The sequence below is a fragment of the Arthrobacter jiangjiafuii genome, assembly GCF_018622995.1.
GTDB classification, from domain to species: Bacteria; Actinomycetota; Actinomycetes; order Actinomycetales; family Micrococcaceae; genus Arthrobacter_B; species Arthrobacter_B jiangjiafuii.
The window spans coordinates 2,710,576-2,728,440 of the sequence record NZ_CP076022.1 but is presented as its reverse complement, the minus strand read 5'-3'; the positions used below and the strand labels follow the sequence as shown (position 1 = coordinate 2,728,440).

Annotated in this window: 14 protein-coding genes; 6 read left to right on the top strand and 8 right to left on the bottom strand. The window is 67.9% G+C overall.

Annotated elements, in window-relative coordinates; genetic code table 11:
- The first annotated feature begins 17 nt into the window (after positions 1–17).
- From KKR91_RS12725 to hemL, 3 genes are read left to right on the top strand one after another with little or no spacing between them, the layout of a single operon-like run.
- The gene (locus tag KKR91_RS12725; protein ID WP_210231187.1) at positions 18–881 is read left to right on the top strand and encodes a uroporphyrinogen-III synthase; all 864 of its coding nucleotides are present in this window, start codon (positions 18–20) and stop codon (positions 879–881) included.
- A 31-nt stretch (positions 882–912) separates the two neighbouring features.
- Positions 913–1,896 carry a porphobilinogen synthase gene (hemB, locus tag KKR91_RS12720; protein WP_210231188.1) on the top strand — a complete coding sequence of 328 codons (984 nt, stop codon included), beginning with the start codon at positions 913–915 and terminating at the stop codon, positions 1,894–1,896.
- The gene (hemL, locus tag KKR91_RS12715) at positions 1,896–3,227 is read left to right on the top strand and encodes a glutamate-1-semialdehyde 2,1-aminomutase (protein WP_210231189.1); all 1,332 of its coding nucleotides are present in this window, start codon (positions 1,896–1,898) and stop codon (positions 3,225–3,227) included. The genes hemB and hemL overlap by 1 nt, the downstream gene beginning before the upstream one ends.
- 85 nt (positions 3,228–3,312) lie before the next feature.
- Here the strand turns inward: hemL and KKR91_RS12710 are convergent, their stop codons facing one another.
- The 4 genes from KKR91_RS12710 to KKR91_RS12695 form a co-directional block, all read right to left on the bottom strand.
- Positions 3,313–4,149, bottom strand: a complete 837-nt coding sequence (locus KKR91_RS12710) for a MetQ/NlpA family ABC transporter substrate-binding protein (RefSeq protein ID WP_210231190.1) — start codon at positions 4,147–4,149, stop codon at positions 3,313–3,315.
- A 58-nt stretch (positions 4,150–4,207) separates the two neighbouring features.
- Positions 4,208–5,017, bottom strand: coding sequence for a methionine ABC transporter permease (locus KKR91_RS12705; protein WP_210231191.1), 810 nt, complete (start codon positions 5,015–5,017; stop codon positions 4,208–4,210).
- Entirely contained in the window at positions 5,014–6,003 is a 990-nt protein-coding gene (locus KKR91_RS12700) for a methionine ABC transporter ATP-binding protein (protein ID WP_210231192.1), read from the bottom strand. The genes KKR91_RS12705 and KKR91_RS12700 overlap by 4 nt, the downstream gene beginning before the upstream one ends.
- A 291-nt stretch (positions 6,004–6,294) precedes the next feature.
- Entirely contained in the window at positions 6,295–6,978 is a 684-nt protein-coding gene (locus KKR91_RS12695; protein WP_210231193.1) for a 3'-5' exonuclease, read from the bottom strand.
- Between the two features lie 74 nt (positions 6,979–7,052).
- Here KKR91_RS12695 and KKR91_RS12690 point away from each other — a divergent pair, with 74 nt between their 5' ends.
- Genes KKR91_RS12690 through KKR91_RS12680 form a run of 3 tightly spaced genes read left to right on the top strand, consistent with a single transcriptional unit; the run spans position 7,053 to position 14,275 of the window.
- The gene (locus KKR91_RS12690) at positions 7,053–7,439 is read left to right on the top strand and encodes an MGMT family protein (protein ID WP_210231194.1); all 387 of its coding nucleotides are present in this window, start codon (positions 7,053–7,055) and stop codon (positions 7,437–7,439) included.
- 12 nt (positions 7,440–7,451) lie between these two features.
- Entirely contained in the window at positions 7,452–10,763 is a 3,312-nt protein-coding gene (locus KKR91_RS12685; protein WP_210231195.1) for an ATP-dependent helicase, read from the top strand.
- Entirely contained in the window at positions 10,760–14,275 is a 3,516-nt protein-coding gene (locus KKR91_RS12680; protein WP_210231196.1) for an ATP-dependent helicase, read from the top strand. The genes KKR91_RS12685 and KKR91_RS12680 overlap by 4 nt, the downstream gene beginning before the upstream one ends.
- Before the next feature lie 59 nt (positions 14,276–14,334).
- On the opposite strand, the gene KKR91_RS12675 is transcribed toward KKR91_RS12680, so the two are convergent.
- The 4 genes from KKR91_RS12675 to KKR91_RS12660 form a co-directional block, all read right to left on the bottom strand.
- Positions 14,335–15,024 (bottom strand): hypothetical protein, encoded by a 690-nt coding sequence (locus KKR91_RS12675; RefSeq protein WP_210231197.1) that lies wholly within the window; start codon positions 15,022–15,024, stop codon positions 14,335–14,337.
- The gene (locus KKR91_RS12670; protein ID WP_210231198.1) at positions 15,021–15,950 is read right to left on the bottom strand and encodes an ABC transporter ATP-binding protein; all 930 of its coding nucleotides are present in this window, start codon (positions 15,948–15,950) and stop codon (positions 15,021–15,023) included. The genes KKR91_RS12675 and KKR91_RS12670 overlap by 4 nt, the downstream gene beginning before the upstream one ends.
- Positions 15,947–16,333 (bottom strand): GntR family transcriptional regulator, encoded by a 387-nt coding sequence (locus KKR91_RS12665; protein WP_210231199.1) that lies wholly within the window; start codon positions 16,331–16,333, stop codon positions 15,947–15,949. Before KKR91_RS12665 ends, KKR91_RS12670 begins: the two co-directional genes overlap by 4 nt.
- A gap of 123 nt (positions 16,334–16,456) precedes the next feature.
- Positions 16,457–17,815 carry a macrolide 2'-phosphotransferase gene (locus tag KKR91_RS12660; protein WP_210231200.1) on the bottom strand — a complete coding sequence of 453 codons (1,359 nt, stop codon included), beginning with the start codon at positions 17,813–17,815 and terminating at the stop codon, positions 16,457–16,459.
- Positions 17,816–17,865: the final 50 nt, after the last annotated feature.

Below are 17,865 nucleotides of genomic sequence, written 5' to 3'. Positions count from 1 at the left end.
GCTTCAGAGCCGCTGACGTGGCAGAACGCAAAACCGGGCCGGACCTGGCCGGGCTCCAGGTGATCCTGCCACGGACACCGGACCGGGCGGCGCCCATGGTGGACGAGCTGCGCCGGCATGGGGCAGCGGTGTCCCTGATGCCGCTGATCGACTTTCAGTTCCCGGCCGACACAGCCGCGCTGGACACGGCACTGAAGTCGCTGCGCAACGGACGGTTCGCCTGGGTGGTGTTCACCAGCGTCACCACTGTGCGGGCGATGGTCCGGCGCTGCGCCGCACTCGGCGTTCCGGCCGCCACCGCGGTGCCGGCCGGAACCCGGATTGCCGCCGTCGGAACCGGAACGCGGCAGGCCCTGGAAGAGATCGGCCTGGATGTTGACCTGATGCCCGAGGGCGACCACTCCGCCCGCGGCCTGGCCGCTTCCTGGCCGCACCCCGAGGACTCCGATCCGGAGGGCGCGGCACTGCGCATCCTGCTGCCGCAGGCCGACCTGGCCGACCCCGCGCTGCGGACCGACCTGGACGGTCTCGGCTGGGACGTCCACGCCGTCACCGCGTACTGCACCGTCGACTATCCGGCGACCGGAGTGCGCTTCACCCCCGAGGTTCCCGCCTCCGAAGACCTGCTCACCCCGGAGGCCTTTGCCGCCGCGCCAGCCGGCCCGCGCGCCGTCGTCCTCACCTCACCCAGCATCGTCCGCCGTTTCCTGCGGCTGTGCTCCCCGGTGCCGCCGCAGACCCTGCTGGTGGCGATCGGTGACAGTACCGCAGCCCAGATGGAGCAGCAGGGCCTTTCCCCGCATGCCGTGGCGGCCCAACCGACCCCGGCGGGAATAGCCCGGGCCCTTGCCGTTGCTGTCTCTACTGGCCCCTTGACCTAATTTTCCCCAGATCCGGAAGGCAGAACTTTTCATGAGTTTCCCCCAGCACCGTCCCCGCCGCCTCCGCACCACGCCCGCCATGCGCCGGCTGACCGCGCAATACCGCCTGGATCCGGCCGAGCTGATCCTTCCGGCCTTTGTCCGTGAGGGCATCACGGAACCCAATCCGCTGAGCTCCATGCCCGGCGTCGTGCAGCACACCCTGGATTCCCTGAAGAAGGCCGCAGCGGAAGCAGCTGAACTGGGCGTGGGCGGCATCATGCTCTTCGGCATCCCCGCGGAGCGCGACGCCGTGGGCAGTGCCGGCACCGATCCAAACGGAATCCTGAACCGGGGCATCGCCGCGGTCCGGGAGGAAGTGGGCGACGAACTGGTCATCATGAGCGATGTCTGCCTGGATGAATTCACCGACCACGGACACTGCGGCGTGCTGGATGCCCAGGGCCGCGTGGACAACGACGCGACCCTGGAGATCTACGGCCGGATGGCCGTGGAGCAGGCCCGCGCCGGTGCCCACGTGCTGGGTCCGTCCGGCATGATGGACGGCCAGATCGCCGTCATCCGCGCCGCCCTGGATGAGGCTGGCTATACCGATGTGTCACTGTTCGCTTATGCGGCCAAGTACGCCTCCGCGTTCTACGGCCCGTTCCGCGAAGCCGTGGACTCCCAGCTCACCGGCGACCGCCGCACCTACCAGATGGACGCCGCCAACCGCCGCGAGGCGCTGCTGGAGGTCGAGCTGGACCTCGAAGAAGGCGCCGACATGGTGATGGTCAAGCCCGCCATGAGCTACCTCGACGTACTGGCCGACGTCGCCGCCATGTCCCCGGTGCCCGTGGGCGCTTATCAGATCTCCGGCGAATACGCGATGATTGAAGCTGCCGCCGCCAACGGCTGGATTGACCGCCGCCGGGCCATTGAAGAGTCCGTGCTGGGCATCAAGCGGGCCGGCGCGAACATGATTCTCACGTACTGGGCCGCCGAACTGGCGACCTGGCTGAAGGAAAGCAAGTAATGGCCTCCGTAACACCAGTTTCCACTACCTCCTCGCAGGAGCTCTTCGACCGCGCCCGTGCGCTGATGCCGGGCGGGGTGAACTCGCCGGTGCGCGCCTTTGGCTCCGTGGGCGGCACACCGCGGTTCATGGTCTCCGCCAAAGGCCCGTACATCACCGACTCCGAGGGTCGGGAATACGTGGACCTGGTCTGCTCCTGGGGGCCGGCCCTGGTGGGGCACTCCCATCCGGACGTCCTCGCGGCAGTCCACGCCGCCGTCGACAACGGCCTGTCCTTCGGGGCCTCCACCCCGGCCGAGGCGGAACTCGCCCAGCTGGTGATGGACCGGATTCCGGCCGTGAAGCGCCTGCGCATGGTCTCCACCGGCACCGAAGCCACCATGACCGCCATCCGGCTGGCCCGCGGCTTCACCGGCCGCAACCTGGTGATCAAGTTCGCCGGCTGCTACCACGGCCACCTGGACGGGCTGCTGGCCGCCGCCGGCTCCGGCCTGGCCACGCTGGCCCTGCCCGGCTCCGCCGGCGTCACCGAGGCCACGGCTGCGGAAACCCTGGTGCTGCCGTACAACGACGTTGCCGCGGTCGAGGCAGCCTTCGCCGAGCACGGACCGAACATCGCCGCCGTCATCACCGAAGCGGCTCCGGCCAATATGGGCGTGGTCACGCCGGAACCGGGCTTCAACGCCGCGCTGTCCCGCATCACCGCCGAGCATGGCGCACTGCTGATCCTGGACGAGGTCCTCACCGGCTTCCGTACCGGCCCGGCCGGCTACTGGGGCCTGACCGGCGCCGTCGAGGGCTGGACTCCGGACCTGTTCACCTTCGGCAAGGTCATCGGTGGCGGCATGCCCGTTGCCGCCCTGGGCGGCCGTGCCGATGTCATGGACTACCTCGCCCCGGTGGGACCCGTCTACCAGGCCGGCACTCTCTCCGGTAACCCGATTGCCATGGCGGCCGGTGTTGCCACCCTCAAGGCGGCAACGCCAGAGGTCTACGCCACCGTTGACGCCCGCTCCGCCGAGCTTTCCGCCGCTGTGTCCGCAGCGCTGGACGCCGCGGGTGTGGACCACAGCATCCAGCGGGCCGGGAACCTGTTCAGTGTCGCCTTCGGTACCTCGGCCACCGGAGTCCACAACTACGAGCAGGCCCAGGCGCAGCAGGCGTACCGGTACAAGCCGTTCTTCCACGCCATGCTGGAGGCCGGGGTGTACCTGCCGCCGTCGGTCTTCGAGGCCTGGTTCCTGTCGGGCGCGCACGACGACGCCGCCATGGAGCGCATCTATGCCGCACTGCCGGCCGCGGCCCGGGCTGCTGCCGACGCCCAGCCGTAGGAGCGGGTTTCCCGCAGGCAAAAAAGTACCCCGCACCGGTCACCGGTGCGGGGTACTTTTATGTGCTTTGCGGCGGGAACCGGGCCTAGAAGGCTGCGGTCACGTCACCGTTCGGCCAGGTCTCTTCGATGAAGGCCTTCACCTCGGGGGAGTGCAGCAGCTCTTCGAGCTTGTCGATCCGGGCGTCCTTATTGCCGGTCTTCCAAGCCAGGAAGTTGGCGTACGGATTGTTCTCCACGGATTCCACCAGCAGGGCGTCATCGGTGCTCAGGCCGGCAGCCAGGATGTAGTTGCCGTTGAGGATGGCCAGGTCCACAGTGGGATCGCTGAGGTCGTTGACCAGCAGTTCGGGCTGGTTCTCGACGAAGTCCAGTCCCTTGGGGTTCTGCTCGTCCGTCAGGGCGAGCACCGAGGCATCGGCGTCGATGTCCTTCAGCAGCCCGGCTTCTTCGAGCAGCGTCAGGGCGCGGGCCTGGTTGGAGGGGTCATTGGTGATGGCCACGCGGGCACCCTCGCCGACGGCGGTGACGTCGTCGTGCTTTTCCGAGAACACCGCGTACGGCTCCACATGCACTCCGGCGCCGTGCTCGAAGTCGTAGCCCTGGGACTGGACCTGGGACTCGAAATAGGGCAGGTGCTGGTAGTAGTTGGCGTCCAGGGATCCGTCATCGAGGGCGATGTTCGGCGTGATGTAGTCGTCGAATTCCTTGATGTCCAGCTCCAGGCCGGCGTCCGCTGCCAGGTTGTCCGCCACGAACGCCAGGACCTGCGCGTGCGGCATCGGGCTGGCGCCGACGGTCAGGGTCACGGGGTTTGCCGGATCCAGGATGTCCACGCTGGTGGAGGCGTCGGAGCCTCCACAGGCCGACAGCGTCAGGGCTGCGGCCACGGCGGTGGCTGCGAGGGTCAGTGATTTACGCATTGGATGCGTTCCTTTCAAGTGACACGGGCCGGGAGACTTCCGGTCCGGACAGGGGCAGCTAGCGGCTACTGGCTGCAGATTCTGTGGCGTGGTCCCGGGGACCGTTTTCGCGGGGGAGGACGGCGGGGGCTGCGGCGGCGGGGGCTGCTGCGGCTGCGCGGCGGCGCCGCTTGGCTCCGCCGTCGGCCGAGCGGTGGTCAACGCGGCCGGCGATGGTGTCGCCGACGATCTGGATGACCTGCACGATCGCGACAATGACGATGATCGTGACCACCATGACGCCGCTGTCAAAGCGCTGGACGCCGTAGTTGTACGCGAGCTTTCCCAGCCCGCCGCCACCCACGATGCCCGCCATGGCCGAGTAGCCCACGAGGGTGACCATGGTAGTGGTCAGCGCCGAGACCAGGCCCGGAAGCGCTTCGGGCAGCAGGACCTTGGTGATGACCTGCATCTTGGTGGAGCCCATCACCAGTGCGGCGTCGATCTTGCCGCCGGAAACATCGCGCAGGGCGGTTTCGACCAGGCGGGCGAAGAACGGGATGGTGCCGATGCTCAGCGCGACGCAGGCAGCGATCGGCCCGATCGAGGAGCCGGTGATGAGCCGGGCCAGCGGAATGAGCGTGACCATCAGGATCGCGAACGGCACCGAACGGGTGATGTTCACGATGATGTCGCTGACAATCCGGTTGGTCACCCGCATCGGGCGCAGCCCGCCGGGGGCGCTGGTGTGCAGGAAGATGCCCAGCGGCACGCCGATCAGCAGCGTCACGATCCCGGAGATGGCGACCATCTGCAGGGTTTCCACAATGGCGTCCGGCAGGGCCTTGGTGATGCCCGGGTTGTTCAGGAGTTCGGTGAGGAAATTCATGCTGCCACCTCCACGGCGACGCCCTGTGCGGCGAGGTAGTCGGTCACGGCGGTCATATCGGTATGGACATCTAGCTGGATCCTCAGCCGTCCAAAGCGGCGGCCGGCCAGGGTTTCCACGCTGCCGGCGAGGACGTTCACGTCGGTGTCGAAGCGCCGGGTGAGGGCGGAGAGCACCGGATCCGTGGCACTGGATCCGGTCAGCAGCAGTTCCAGGACCGGGCCGGTGGGATCCCCGGGGAGGATGGGCGTGGCGGGCAGCGGAATGAGTGCCTTGGCCAGGCGGCCGCCGAGATTGGAAGCCACTTCGTTCAGGGGTCCGTGTTCGGCCACGCGTCCGGCCTCCAGCAGGGAGACGGAATCGCAGATGCGCTTCACCACGTTCATTTCATGCGTGATGATCAGCACGGTCAGACCCAGGCGGTGGGACAGATCGGCAATCAGGTCCAGGATGTCGTCGGTGGTGGACGGATCCAGGGCCGACGTCGGTTCATCGCAGAGGAGGATGTCCGGGTCGGAGGCCAGTGCACGGGCGATGCCCACGCGCTGTTTCTGCCCGCCGGACAGCTGGGCCGGGTAAGCTCCGGCGAAGCTCTCCAGCCCGACCAAGCGCAGAAGGTCAGCGACCTTGTCCTGGATGACCTGCTTCTTGGCTCCGGCGAGCTCCAGCGGATGGGCGATGTTCGCTGCAGCGGTGCGGGAATCCATCAGGTTCGCGTGCTGGAACACCATGCCGATGCGGCGGCGCGCGGTACGGATTTCGGAGTCCTTCACCGCGGTCAGTTCCCGGCCGTCAATGGTTACCGAGCCCGACGTCGGCCGGTCCAGCAGCGTGAGGCAACGCACCAGCGTTGACTTGCCGGCGCCGGAGTGTCCGATGATCCCGTGAATGGATCCCTTCGGCACGCTCAGGCTGACGCCGTCAAGCGCGGTGACATCGCGGTCGCCCTGGCGGTATACCTTGCGCAGGTCGGTAACTGTGATCATTGATCCTCGTGGTCTACGTATCGGTGCTGGTCAGCGGGCAGTCGCCGGGCACAGGGGAGGTGCTGGGCAGATCAGTGTGCCGGGCCAAACTGGGGGTGTCTGCCAATCGCGTGGCACGAGACGCTTGGTCCCTTTTAAGGAGCCTTGGAAGGAATCTCCTTCGGAACGCCTGGGGCGCCATCAGCGCCTGACACAGCCCTCAGTATCTCATGTACGGGGCCAAGGACATGACTTGGGGACTCTGCATGAAGCCGCGCTCCGGCGGCGTCCGGCGTGGATGCCGGTCCCTCGTCAGGCGCGGGCGGGCCAGGTTCCGTCGACCACTGCTTCGGGATCCTTGCGGCGGAGATAGTCCTGGAAACTCGCCGCCTGGGCACTGGCCCAGCCGATCTGCGCCTGATGCAGGAATCCGGCGTCGCCGTGCAGCACGGGGAACTTTCCGGCCATGGCACGGGCAACCCCGATGGTGGCCATCACATCGGCGGCGGACGTGTGGGCGTTCTCGAAGCCGACGCCGTAGTGCTCGGTCAGCGCCGTCAGCGTGCGCTTGCCGCGCCGGTACTTGTCCACCTGCTTGTCCAGGATGTAGGGGTCGATCACCGGGGACGGAATCGGGGCGTTCAGGCCAAAGCGTTCGCATTCACGGTTCAGGACCGTGAAGTCATAGGAGGCGTTAAAAGCCAGGACGGGTATGCCGGCGGCAAACATGCCGCCAAGCACGCCGGCAATTTCGGCCGTGACCTCGGCAGCGGGGCGGCCTGCGGCGCGGGCATGTTCGGTGCTGACGCCGTGGATGGCTGCGGCTTCCTCCGGGATGTCCTCCTCGACGGCGGCGAGCCACTCATGATGCTGGCGGACCTCCCCCTGGCCGTCCACCAGGATGATGGAGGCGGTGACGATGCGTGCGGTGTGCGGGTCCCGGCCTGTGGTCTCAAGGTCGAAGGCCGCGTGGGGGAGTTCATGCCAGCTGTTCATGAAATAAACGTACCGGCGGGCACCGACATTCGAAGATTCCCGGCCCCCGTGCCCGGAGGATTAGGCTGGGTGGCATGGGCGATGAGTATGTCGAAGCCGTGCGCTCGGTGGTGGCGCTGATACCTTCGGGCCGTGTCCTGTCCTACGGGGACATCGCGGAAATCCTCAACGAGGGCGGTCCCCGGCAGGTGGGCGCCGTCCTGTCAGGCAACGGCTCGAACCTGCCCTGGTGGCGGGTCATCCGTGCCGGTGGCGAACCTCCCCTCGGCCACGGCGGCCGGGCGCTGGCGGAGTACCGCGCGGAGGGAACGCCGCTGACGGGGGAGCCGGACGACGACGGCGGTGGTTACCGGGTGCGGATCGGAGCGGCCCGCTGGTTCCCCTCGGAGCAGGACTGGAACGTGATCGAGGGGGTCCGTGCCCGGCTGGCACGGCGGAACGGGAATGTCGGCGGGACGTGATGAAGTAGAGGCATGAGCGTAAAACTGCACCTGGTTGCCCCGTCGGCCGGTTCCCTCGAGGCTCCGGCCCTGAGCCCGGACCAGCAGGCCGTGGTGGACCTGCCCGCCGGCAGCGGACCGGTGCTGGTCCTGGGCGCCCCCGGCACCGGAAAGTCCACTGTGCTGGTCGAAGCTGCCGCTGCGCGGATCAGCCGCGGCCTGGACCCGGCCGGACTGCTGCTGCTCGCGCCCACCCGACTGGCCGCAGCCTCCCTGCGTGATGCCCTCTCCGCCCGCCTGCAGGGAACCCTCAGCACCTCTCCGGCACGCACCTGGGCCTCCTACGCCTTTGACCTGATCCGGCGGGCCAAGGCGGAGGGCCGGCTGCCGTACATCACCCGGGCACCGAAGCTGCTCTCCGGCGCCGAGCAGGACGTCATCATCAAGGAACTGCTTGAGGGTCACGGCCAGCAGGGAGTTCCTGCCCTGCCGTGGCCCGAGTCCCTGGACCTGGCGCTGCCCACCCGCGGTTTCCGGCAGGAGATCCGCCAGCTCTTTGACCGCATCATCGAATACGGGATACCGGCGGAGCAGGTCGCCGATCTGGGACGCCGGCACAACCGCCCGGACTGGATTGCCGCCGGGGCCCTGTACGCCGAGTACCGCGATGTCCTGGACATCCGGATGCCCGAAGCGTTCGACCCGGCCGGGATCATCACCACCGCCCTGCAGATCCTGGAATCAGACCCGGAGTTCCTGGCTGCCGAGCAGGCCAGGCTGCAGTTGATCCTGGTCGATGACCTGCAGGAAGCCAACCCGGCCATCCACGCCCTGCTCGGGCTGCTCGCCCGCGGACGGGACACCCTGGTCACTGCCTGCCCCGACACCGTCGTCCAGGGGTTCCGCGGAGCCCGACCCGATCTGCTGGGCAAGCTGGGCGACACCTTGGGGGACCAGCTGCAGACTTTCGTGCTCTCCGGTCCGCACCGGCTCACCGGGTCCATCGCCACCGCATGGCTCCGGACCGCGTCGCGGATCTCCGTGGTGGGCCAGCTTCCCCGCTACCGTGCGGCGGTCCTCCCGGCAGCCGCCGGGGAGCCAGCCGGGGAGCCCGCCGTGGAGCCAGCCGGCGAGGGCGCCGTCGTCGCCGTTCCGGACGGAACCGCCGGCCGCGCCGAGGCCCATGTGGTGGACTCACCCATGCACGAGCTGCGCTACATCGCCCAGCGGATCCTCGAAGCGCAGCTGCTGGACGGGCGGCCGCTGGAGGACATGGCAGTGATCGTACGCACCGGCGGCCAGCTCGCCCGGATCCAGCGCTTCCTCAGCGGCCAGGGCATCGATGTGAAGGTCCCCGTCGCGGAAAAGGCGGTGCGGGACGAAGCAGCCGTGCGGCCGCTGCTGGAGGCCTTCGCCATCGTGCTCGATCCGCAGCTGCTCACACCGGAGGCAGCCGTGTCGCTGCTGACCTCCCGGATCGGCGGCGCCAGCTCCATTGAACTGCGCCGGCTGCGCCAGTCACTGCGCCGGGAGGAGCTGCGCGGCGGAGGCGGACGCACCAGCGACGCCCTGCTGGTGGAAGCTCTGCTGGACCCGCTGTCCCAAAGCGGCCTGGCGCTCGCAGGCCTGTCCTGGGAGGCCCGCTCGGCGCAGCGCACCGCGGCGATGCTGCGGGCCGGGCGGGCGGCGGCGGAACAACCCGGAGCCACTGCCGAAACGGTGCTCTGGGCACTCTGGTCGGCATCCGGATGGTCCAAGAAGTGGGCCGAGACGGCCCTGTCCGGGGGACCCGCCGGAGCCCGCGCGGACCGCGACCTGGACGCCATCATGGCCTTGTTCCAGACCGCTGAACGCTATGTCGACCAGCTGCCCGGCTCCACCCCCGCCCAGTTCCTGGACTACCTGACCAGCTCGGAACTGCCGATGGATACCCTGGCAGCCCGTGCCCAGCGCCGCGACGCCGTGGAACTGCTCACGCCGGCCAGCGCCGCCGGGCGGGAATGGCCCATGGTCATCGTCGCCGGGGTGCAGGAGGGCGTGTGGCCCAACCTGCGCCTGCGTGGGGAACTGCTGGGCAGCGGAGACCTGGTGGCCGCCATCGAGCACGGCGACGGCTTCGCCAAACACCGCAGCCCGCAAACGCTGATGCACGCCATCCGGCACGATGAACTGCGCAGCTTCTCCACGGCCGTGTCACGGGCCAAGGAGACGCTGATCTGCACGGCCGTGTCCTCCGACGACGAGCAGCCCTCCGCGTTCCTGGACCTGGTGGAACCGTTGCCGCCGCACGCGGTGAAGCGGGAGCGCACCGAGGTGCTGCGCCCGCTGACGCTGCGCTCCCTGGTGGCGGAACTGCGCGCCTACACGCAGCAGGCAGCCGACAAGCCGGAGCTGGCCAGGGAAGCGGTCCATCACCTGGGCACCATGCTCAACCATCCGGTCCGGGTGCCCGGCGCGGCGCCGTCGGACTGGTGGGGGCTGGCCGAGCTGTCCACCACCGCGCCGGTGATCCCCGATTCGACGCCCATTCCGGTCTCCCCGTCCAAAGTCGACGCCGTGCTCAAGTCGCCGCTGAGCTGGTTCGTCTCCGCTGCCGGCGGCGAGCAGGCCACGGACTTCGCGCGGTCCCTGGGCACGCTGGTACACCAGATCGCCCAGGACCTGCCCGATGCCTCGGGCGGCGAATACGTCCAGGAGCTGCAACGGCGCTGGCCCGCACTGGGCATGAAGGACAACTGGGAAGGCAAGGTGGACTTCAAGCGGGCCGAGACCATGGTGCGCAAACTCGCCGAGTACGTGCTCGCCATGCGCCGGGACGGACGGTCCCTTGTGGACGTGGAACGTGATTTCGCAGCCGAGGTTCCCGTGGAGGTCAGGGGCGTGGAACGCACTGCGCTGCTGCGCGGCCAGATCGACCGGCTGGAGATCGACGCCGAGGGGCGGCTGTTCATCGTTGACCTCAAAACCGGTAAATCCGCGCCCAAGGGCGAAGACCTTCAGTCCCATCCGCAGCTGGCCGCCTACCAGGAGGCCATCCGCGAAGGCGCCGTGAACCGCGCCAAACCGGACGAAGCCGATGAACCGGCGGCCGCGCCGTTGCTGCCGGGCGGAGCCGCCCTGGTCCAGCTCGGTACCACCAGCAAGGGTGTTGCCGTGCAGCAGCAGCCGCCCCTGGAGCCGGAGGACACCAGTGCCCGCGACATGGTCCGCCAGGCGGCAGCACTGATGTCCGATGCCAGCTTCGAAACCGTCCACGACCCCACCCGCAGCGGATTTGGCGGCCACGGCTGCCGTTTGCCCGAAATCTGCCCGCTGTGTCCCGAAGGAAAGCAGGTCACCGAATGAGTGCCTCCCTGACCGAAATGCCGCCGGCCGAAACCCCCGGCGCGCCCCGGTACTCGGCACGGGAGCTGGCTGAACTGCTGCACACCGACCCGGCGCACCCGGTGCAGTACCCCACCGATGATCAGATCGGCATCATCGAGGCACCCCTGGAACCGCTGCTGGTCATCGCAGGCGCCGGGTCCGGAAAGACCAAGACCATGGCGGACCGGGTGGTGTGGCTGGTTGCCAACGAGCTGGTGCGCCCGGAGCAGATCCTGGGAGTGACCTTCACCCGCAAGGCCGCCGGCGAATTGGACAGCCGCATCCGGCAGCGGCTGGACCTGCTCTACCGCGTCCAGGCATCCGGCACCGCCGACCCGTCACTGGTGCCGCCGGGAACCGATGCCGCCGACGGCACCGATGCCCGGCTGGATCCAACCGTTTCCACGTACCACTCCTACGCCAACGGCATTGTGAACGACTACGGGCTGCGCCTGGGGGTGGAACGCGATTCAGTCATGCTGGGCGGGGCCCAGTCCTGGCAGCTGGCCACCGAAGTCGTCGAGGCGTATTCGGGGGACTTCGAGCACTTCACCTCAGCCAAGTCGACCCTGGTCAACGGCGTCCTGCAGATGGCCGGCGAATGCGCCGAGCACCTGCGCAGCCCGGCCGAGGTCCGGGAACACCTGGATGCCCACCTCGACGCCGTCGCCGCCCTCCCGTATCTGGCGGGCAAGCCCAAGGCGGCACCGGCGGCAGTGCAGAAGCTGATTGACAGGCTGCGGACCCGGATTTCCGTAACCGAACTGGTTGACGCGTACCGCCGCGCGAAAGCCGAACGCCGGCAGCTGGACTTCGGTGACCTGGTGGAACTGGCGGCCCGGATCGCTGCCACCATCCCCGAGGCCGTGGAGATGGAGCGGGCCAAGTACAAGGTGGTGCTGCTGGATGAATTCCAGGACACCTCCCACGCCCAAATGGTCCTGTTCTCGCAGCTGTTCGGAGACGGCCGCGCCGTCACCGCAGTGGGGGATCCGCACCAGTCCATTTACGGGTTCCGCGGCGCCTCTGCCGGCCAGCTCGGGACCTTCCGGGACCAGTTTCCGCTCTTCCTGCCGGACGGCACCCGCGCCCTGGCACCGGTCGCCAACCTCTCCGTGGCCTGGCGCAACTCCACCGCCATCCTGGCCACCGCCAACGCGGTGTCAGCCCCGCTGAACAAGACCGCGCCCTGGCTGACCCACCAGCGGCTGCCGCATGTGCCCGAACTGGAGGCCAAACCCAAGGCCCCCGTGGGCGAGGTGTATCTGGGCCGCTACCTGGCGGATGTCTCGGTTGCCGCGGCCGGTGATCGCCCGGCCATCCTGGGCGAGGCCGACGCCGTGGCCGAGCAGGTGCTCGCACACCGCAACCGCTGGTTTGAGACCGACGACGCCGGGAACCGTCTGCACCCCACCGTGGCGGTGCTGTGCCGTGGCCGCAAACAGTTCGGCCCGATCCGTGAAGCCCTGGAGGCACGCGGGATTCCGGTGCAGATTGTCGGCCTGGGCGGTCTGCTCTCCACCCCCGAAGTGGTCGACGTCCTGGCGGTGCTGCGGGTGCTCGGCGACCCGGGCCGGTCCGATTCCATGCTCCGGATCCTGGCCGGAGCCCGCTGGCGCATCGGACCGGCGGACCTGATGGCCCTGGCCGATTGGTCGCGCCATCTGGCGAGTGTCCGCGAACGGGCCGTCTCCGTGGCCGATGCCTCCGACGTGCACCGTCCAGACGAGCTGGCCGGCACCGAAACCGTAGTGGAAGCGGACCTGGTGGAGGCCGGTTCCCTGGTGGAAGCCGTTGACTCGCTGCCGCGGCCGGACTGGGTGTCCGGGGCGGGCCGGTCGATCTCGGCAGAGGGCCTGCGCCGGCTGCAGCTGCTGCGCGATGAGCTGCGGGACCTGCGCGGCTACGTCGGTGAAGACCTCACCACCCTGATCGGGGAAGTGGAGCGGCGCATCCTGCTGGACATCGAAGTGGCTGCCAAGCCCGGCATCACGATCCATGAATCCCGGCGGAACCTGGACGCCTTCCTCGACGCGGCAGCCAGCTTCAGCTCCTCCAGCGAACGGGTGGACCTCACTGCCTTCCTGGCCTGGCTGGAAGCCGCCAACGACGAAGAAAACGGGTTGCCCGTCACCCAGCTCGAAGCAAGCCGCGAGGCGGTGCAGCTGCTGACCGTGCACGCCTCCAAGGGCCTGGAATGGGATGTGGTGGTGGTCCCGGGGCTGAACAAGGGGCAGTTCCCGAACGACCGCGACTCCCGCTGGAGCAGCGGCGAGGGATCCATTCCGTGGCCGCTGCGCGGAGACGCCCCGGACCTGCCGCAGTGGGACTGGGAACAGGAGGACCAGAAAAGCTGGGTGCAGAGTGAAAAGCTCTTCAGCGAAGATGCCCGGGGCCATGCCGAACGCGAAGAGCGCCGGCTGGCCTATGTGGCTTTCACCCGCGCGAAGTTTGTCCTCATCTGCACCTCAAGCGTGTGGGGCGGCGGGCGGTCCAAGCCGACGGCGGTTTCCCCCTATCTGCAGGACCTGTACGACCTGGGGGAGGCTGGGGCGCCCGGTTTCACCCTGTTGTCCTGGGTACAGCCGGAGGATGAAGGGGACGCCAACCCGGCCAACGCGGACGTGCGGCGGCAAAGCTGGCCGATCGACCCGCTGGGCGGGCGGCGCGCAGCGATGGAAGGCGCAGCGTCAGCCGTGCTTCAGGCGGCCGCCCGGCAGGCCGGGCGCGTGGGCCAGGCGGAAATCGACATCCTGGACGGGATGGACGGACTGTCGGAAGAACCCCCGCACGAGTCCTCTCCGAGCGTGTTCGAACCCACCCGGTGGGCGCGGGAAGTGGAACTGGTCCTGGCCCGGCACCGCCCGCCGAACGAGGTAGTGGAGGTGGAGCTGCCCGCTCACATCTCCGCCTCCTTGCTGGTGGATTTGAAGGACGATCCCGACGAGGTCACCCGCCAGCTGCGTCGCCCCGTACCGCGGGAACCCGGAATGGCGGCGCGCAAGGGCACCGCCTTCCACGCCTGGGTGGAGGAGTTCTTCGGTACCGCCGGGATGCTGGACATTGACGAACACCCCGGAGCCGCAGACGCGTATGTGGACGAGGCGTACCAGCTCGACGACATGATCGCCACGTTCGAATCGTCCCCCTGGGCCCAGCGCACGCCCGCCTATATCGAGGTGCCGGTGGAGACCCGCGTGGACGCCGTGGTGGTCCGCGGCCGGATTGACGCCGTCTTCCAGGATGCGGACGGAACCTGGGACCTGATCGACTGGAAAACCGGCGCACCCCCGTCAAAGGAAAAGCTGGAGGTCCGCTCCGTGCAGCTGGCGGTGTACCGCCTGGCCTGGGCGCGGCTCAAGCAGGTGCCGCTGGAGAAGGTCAACGCGGCGTTCTACTACGTCGCCGCAGACAAGCTGATCCGCCCGTTCAACCTCCTGGGCGAGGCAGAGCTCGAGGACATCATCCGGGCGGCGAACTCTGCATCCTAGCGGTTGAAAAAAGGGTGCCGCCGTCCCGGCTGGGACGGCGGCACCCTTTTCCATTCGGACTAAGGAGTGGCCCGGCGCAGCGTCCCGTAGGATCCGGCAGCCAACACCACGCCTGCCAGCAGGAGCCAGCCGGTCAGGACGAGCGGGGTCAGCTGGACAAACCATGCCCCAACAGCTGCCCACGATTCGGTCCAGGTGGCTGCTGCGACCGCTCCCAGCAGAATCAGCGCGAGGCCGATAAAGGCGATCGTCAGGCCGGTGGAACGCCACCGCTTGTAGACCGTGGCGAACCAGAAGCCGGCCATGAACAGCAGGGTCGTGAGGGCGAAGTACAGCAGGATCTGCGTGTACCAGGCTGCCTCAGCGATCCAGGGAAGGGCGAAAATATGGGCCTGGATGCCCCATCCGTTGGTGGCTTCCTCCACGATGCCCAGCAGCCAGTAGAGGACGCCGAGCCCGAAGGCCATTACCGCGAAGAGGCCAAGCGTGCCGAAATAAAAGGAACGCCGGCTCACGCTCATCGCCTGGGAAAACGGGAACGTGAGGGTCAGCGCCTGCACCCCCATCCCGAGGAAATACCACATGACCGCCTGGCCGGAGAAAGCCAGGTTGGGTGCACCGCTGTCCGGAATGACGGCGATGATGGCCAGGGCAATCAGGGTGGAGGAAACGAGGATGATTGCCGGGATCCACAAATAGATCCACTTGTTGAGCAGCTGCATCCGGGCTACTGCGAATGCGCGGTTCATTGCAGGACCTCCAGGTTCTTGTCGCTGTCCTCCGCCGGGGAGCCGTAGGATTCGTCGGCCCGCAGTGTCCGCCGGACGACCAGCTGCTGCAGGGAGACCGGAGCCAGCTCCAAACCGAGGGCCAGCGCGAGCTCACGGTCGCCGTCGCCCAGCGGCGTGTCCACGGTGACCGACGCCAGTGCGCCCAGTCCGTCCCGGTGCAGGACCGGTCTTCCGCCCACGAACTTCTCCACCGCGGCGGAGGATCCGGCGACGGCAAAGGCGGAGCCGGTGATGGAGTCCACCTCGTCGTCCATGACGATCCGTCCGTGGTCGATGACGATGACGTGCTCGAGCAGGTTGGCCACTTCATCGATCAGGTGGGAGGAGAGGATCACCGTGCGGGGATGCTCCGCGAAGTCGGTCAGCAGCCGGTCGTAGAAGAGCTGCCGGGCCACGGCATCCAGGCCCAGATACGGTTCGTCGAAGAAGGTCAGCTCCGCCCGCGATGCCAGGCCAATGATGACGCCGACGGCAGAGAGCTGGCCACGGGAGAGCTTCTTGATCCGGTGCTTTTTTGGTTGGGGGAGCTGGAAGTCTTCCAGGAGTGTCTGCGCCAGGTCCTTGTTCCAGCGGGGAAAGAACAGCGCCGCAGCGTCCAGGGCATTGCAGATGGTGAAGTCGTCGGGGTACTTCTGCGATTCCCGGACAAAGCACAGCCTGGACAACACGTGTTCATTTTCGAACGGGTCGGCGCCGAAGACCCGCACTTCACCGGAGCTGGCGAATTCCTGTGCGGTGAGGATGGACATCAGCGTGGTCTTGCCGGCGCCGTTGCGGCCCAGCAGGCCGTAGATGCGGTTGGGCTCCAGATTCAGGGTCACATTGTCCAGGGCCAGTTGGTCCCGGTAGCGGCGGGTGAGGCCGCGGGTCTGGATGACGTTCATGGTGCCGGGGTCCCTTCATGTTCAACGGCACTGCGGTGGAGGAGCTCGGTAAGTTCCGCGACGCCGATCCCCAGTTTTCGTGCTTCAGCGGCGACGGGTTGTACGTACTGGCGGTAGAACTGCCCGCGGCGCTTGGCCAGGACGATGGCACGGGCGCCGGGAGCAACAAACATGCCGATGCCGCGCCGTTTGTACAGCAGACCCTCGTCAACCAGCAGATTGACGCCCTTGGCCGCGGTTGCTGGATTGATCCGGTAAAACGCGGCGATCTCGTTCGTGGAAGGCACCTGGCCCTCTTCGGGCAACACACCGTCCAGGATGTCCCCTTCGATGCGTTCGGCAATCTGCCAGAAGATGGGCCGGGTGTCATCGAAAACGCTCATGGCGTAGGGGTGGAGTTCATGAGGGCCTCAGCGGTCAGTTGGTTAGTTAGTGATGTAATGAACCATAGGACTGACGGCGGGTCCGGGCAAGGGGTACCGCAGGGTTTTTTCGGGGCCGAACGACTACTTGGAAGCGGTATCCGGTTTCGGGGAATCCACGGGCAGGACGGTCACCGCAGCCAGGGTTCCGGTTTCGGGGCCGGCCACGACTTCATCCTTCACGGCAGCCGGCGAACCGGTTTCGTCAGGTCCGGCGGTGTCCTCGGCCGCGGCGTCCTGTGCCACCGGGGCTTCGGGTGTTATGGGGCTCACGCTGACCCGTGCCGAGCCGGCATTGGCCGAGGCTGCGCTGTTCGAAGATGCACTCTTCAGGGCTGTGCTGCCCGACGCCGCACCGGGCAAGCCGGCACCGTTCCGGGGCGCGGCGGACGGGGCAGCGGCCGGAGCGCGGCCTGCCGCCCGGGCTCCGGCTGCCCGGGCTTCAGCAGCATCTGCGGCAGCCTGGTCCGCCATCGCGGCTTGTGCGGCGGCAGCGGTGGCGGCTTCTTCGGCGGCCTTGGCTGCGGCCTCCTGATCCAGGATGTCCGCTTCGAGGGTGGCGAGCATTTCCTCGGCCTCGGCGATCATGGCAGGATTCTCTGCGGCAACGCCGCGGACCAGCCACTGCGCCAACGCGAATTCGGCAGACAGGGCCGCCCTGCGGATCAGGTGCGGGTCCGGCGTTTCGGAGCGTGCGGCGTTGTAGGCGGAATGAACCGCCTCCGTGAACGTGGGGTCGTTGGCGGCGATCAGCCAGGCAAAATCATCTGCCGGGTCGCCGATGCGCAGGTCAGTCCAGCCGGTGACCGCGCTGATACGTCCGTTGGAGACCAGCAGATTGTCTTCGTGCAGGTCGCCGTGGACCACTGAAGGGTTGAACCGCCACAGGGTGACGTCTTCCAGGGCATGCTCCCAGCGCCGCAGCAGGACGGCGGGGATCTTGCCGGTGGTGGCAGCCTGGTCGAGTTCGTTCAGCTTGCGCTGGCGGAATTCGTTGGCCGAGTAGCTGGGCAGGTCGGCGTTGTTCACCAGGTCCTGCGGCAGGCTGTGGATGGCAGCCATGGCCCGTCCCACCTCGCGGGGGAGCGTTCCGCCTTCGGCAACCAGGGAATCAATGTCCCGGGTGGAACCGGGCAGGTCCGAATACACGAACGTGCACAGATCTCCCTGCCGTACCGTGCCTGCGACGTAGGGCAGGGCAAAGGGCAGCTCCGCCCGGACTGCGGGTACGAAGGTGCGCAGCACCAGCAGCTCGGTCTCCAGGCGCATGCTGGCGTCTATGTGCTTGGGTGAACGCACGCGCCATTGCTTACCGGCTTCGTCGACCAGAACGGCAGCGTCGAAGTCGGCAGCGTCGTCGGGGGAGCCGGCGACACCGGTCGGGGCGAGCCCGGGGACGGCGGCGCTGGCCATTGCGGCCAATTCCATGGGGGTGCGTTTCACATCTCCAACGGTAGAGGTATATGTGGTGTGAATAACCATAGGCCGGCGGC

Bases quoted from the DNA above. Each gene is read 5' to 3' on its own strand.
- hemB (WP_210231188.1), top strand. From the start codon at position 913: ATGAGTTTCCCCCAGCACCGTCCCCGCCGCCTCCGCACCACGCCCGCC.
- hemL (WP_210231189.1), top strand. From the start codon at position 1,896: ATGGCCTCCGTAACACCAGTTTCCACTACCTCCTCGCAGGAGCTCTTC.
- KKR91_RS12710 (WP_210231190.1), bottom strand. From the start codon at position 4,149: ATGCGTAAATCACTGACCCTCGCAGCCACCGCCGTGGCCGCAGCCCTG.
- KKR91_RS12705 (WP_210231191.1), bottom strand. From the start codon at position 5,017: ATGAATTTCCTCACCGAACTCCTGAACAACCCGGGCATCACCAAGGCC.
- KKR91_RS12700 (WP_210231192.1), bottom strand. From the start codon at position 6,003: ATGATCACAGTTACCGACCTGCGCAAGGTATACCGCCAGGGCGACCGC.
- KKR91_RS12695 (WP_210231193.1), bottom strand. From the start codon at position 6,978: ATGAACAGCTGGCATGAACTCCCCCACGCGGCCTTCGACCTTGAGACC.
- KKR91_RS12690 (WP_210231194.1), top strand. From the start codon at position 7,053: ATGGGCGATGAGTATGTCGAAGCCGTGCGCTCGGTGGTGGCGCTGATA.
- KKR91_RS12685 (WP_210231195.1), top strand. From the start codon at position 7,452: ATGAGCGTAAAACTGCACCTGGTTGCCCCGTCGGCCGGTTCCCTCGAG.
- KKR91_RS12680 (WP_210231196.1), top strand. From the start codon at position 10,760: ATGAGTGCCTCCCTGACCGAAATGCCGCCGGCCGAAACCCCCGGCGCG.
- KKR91_RS12675 (WP_210231197.1), bottom strand. From the start codon at position 15,024: ATGAACCGCGCATTCGCAGTAGCCCGGATGCAGCTGCTCAACAAGTGG.
- KKR91_RS12670 (WP_210231198.1), bottom strand. From the start codon at position 15,950: ATGAACGTCATCCAGACCCGCGGCCTCACCCGCCGCTACCGGGACCAA.
- KKR91_RS12665 (WP_210231199.1), bottom strand. From the start codon at position 16,333: ATGAGCGTTTTCGATGACACCCGGCCCATCTTCTGGCAGATTGCCGAA.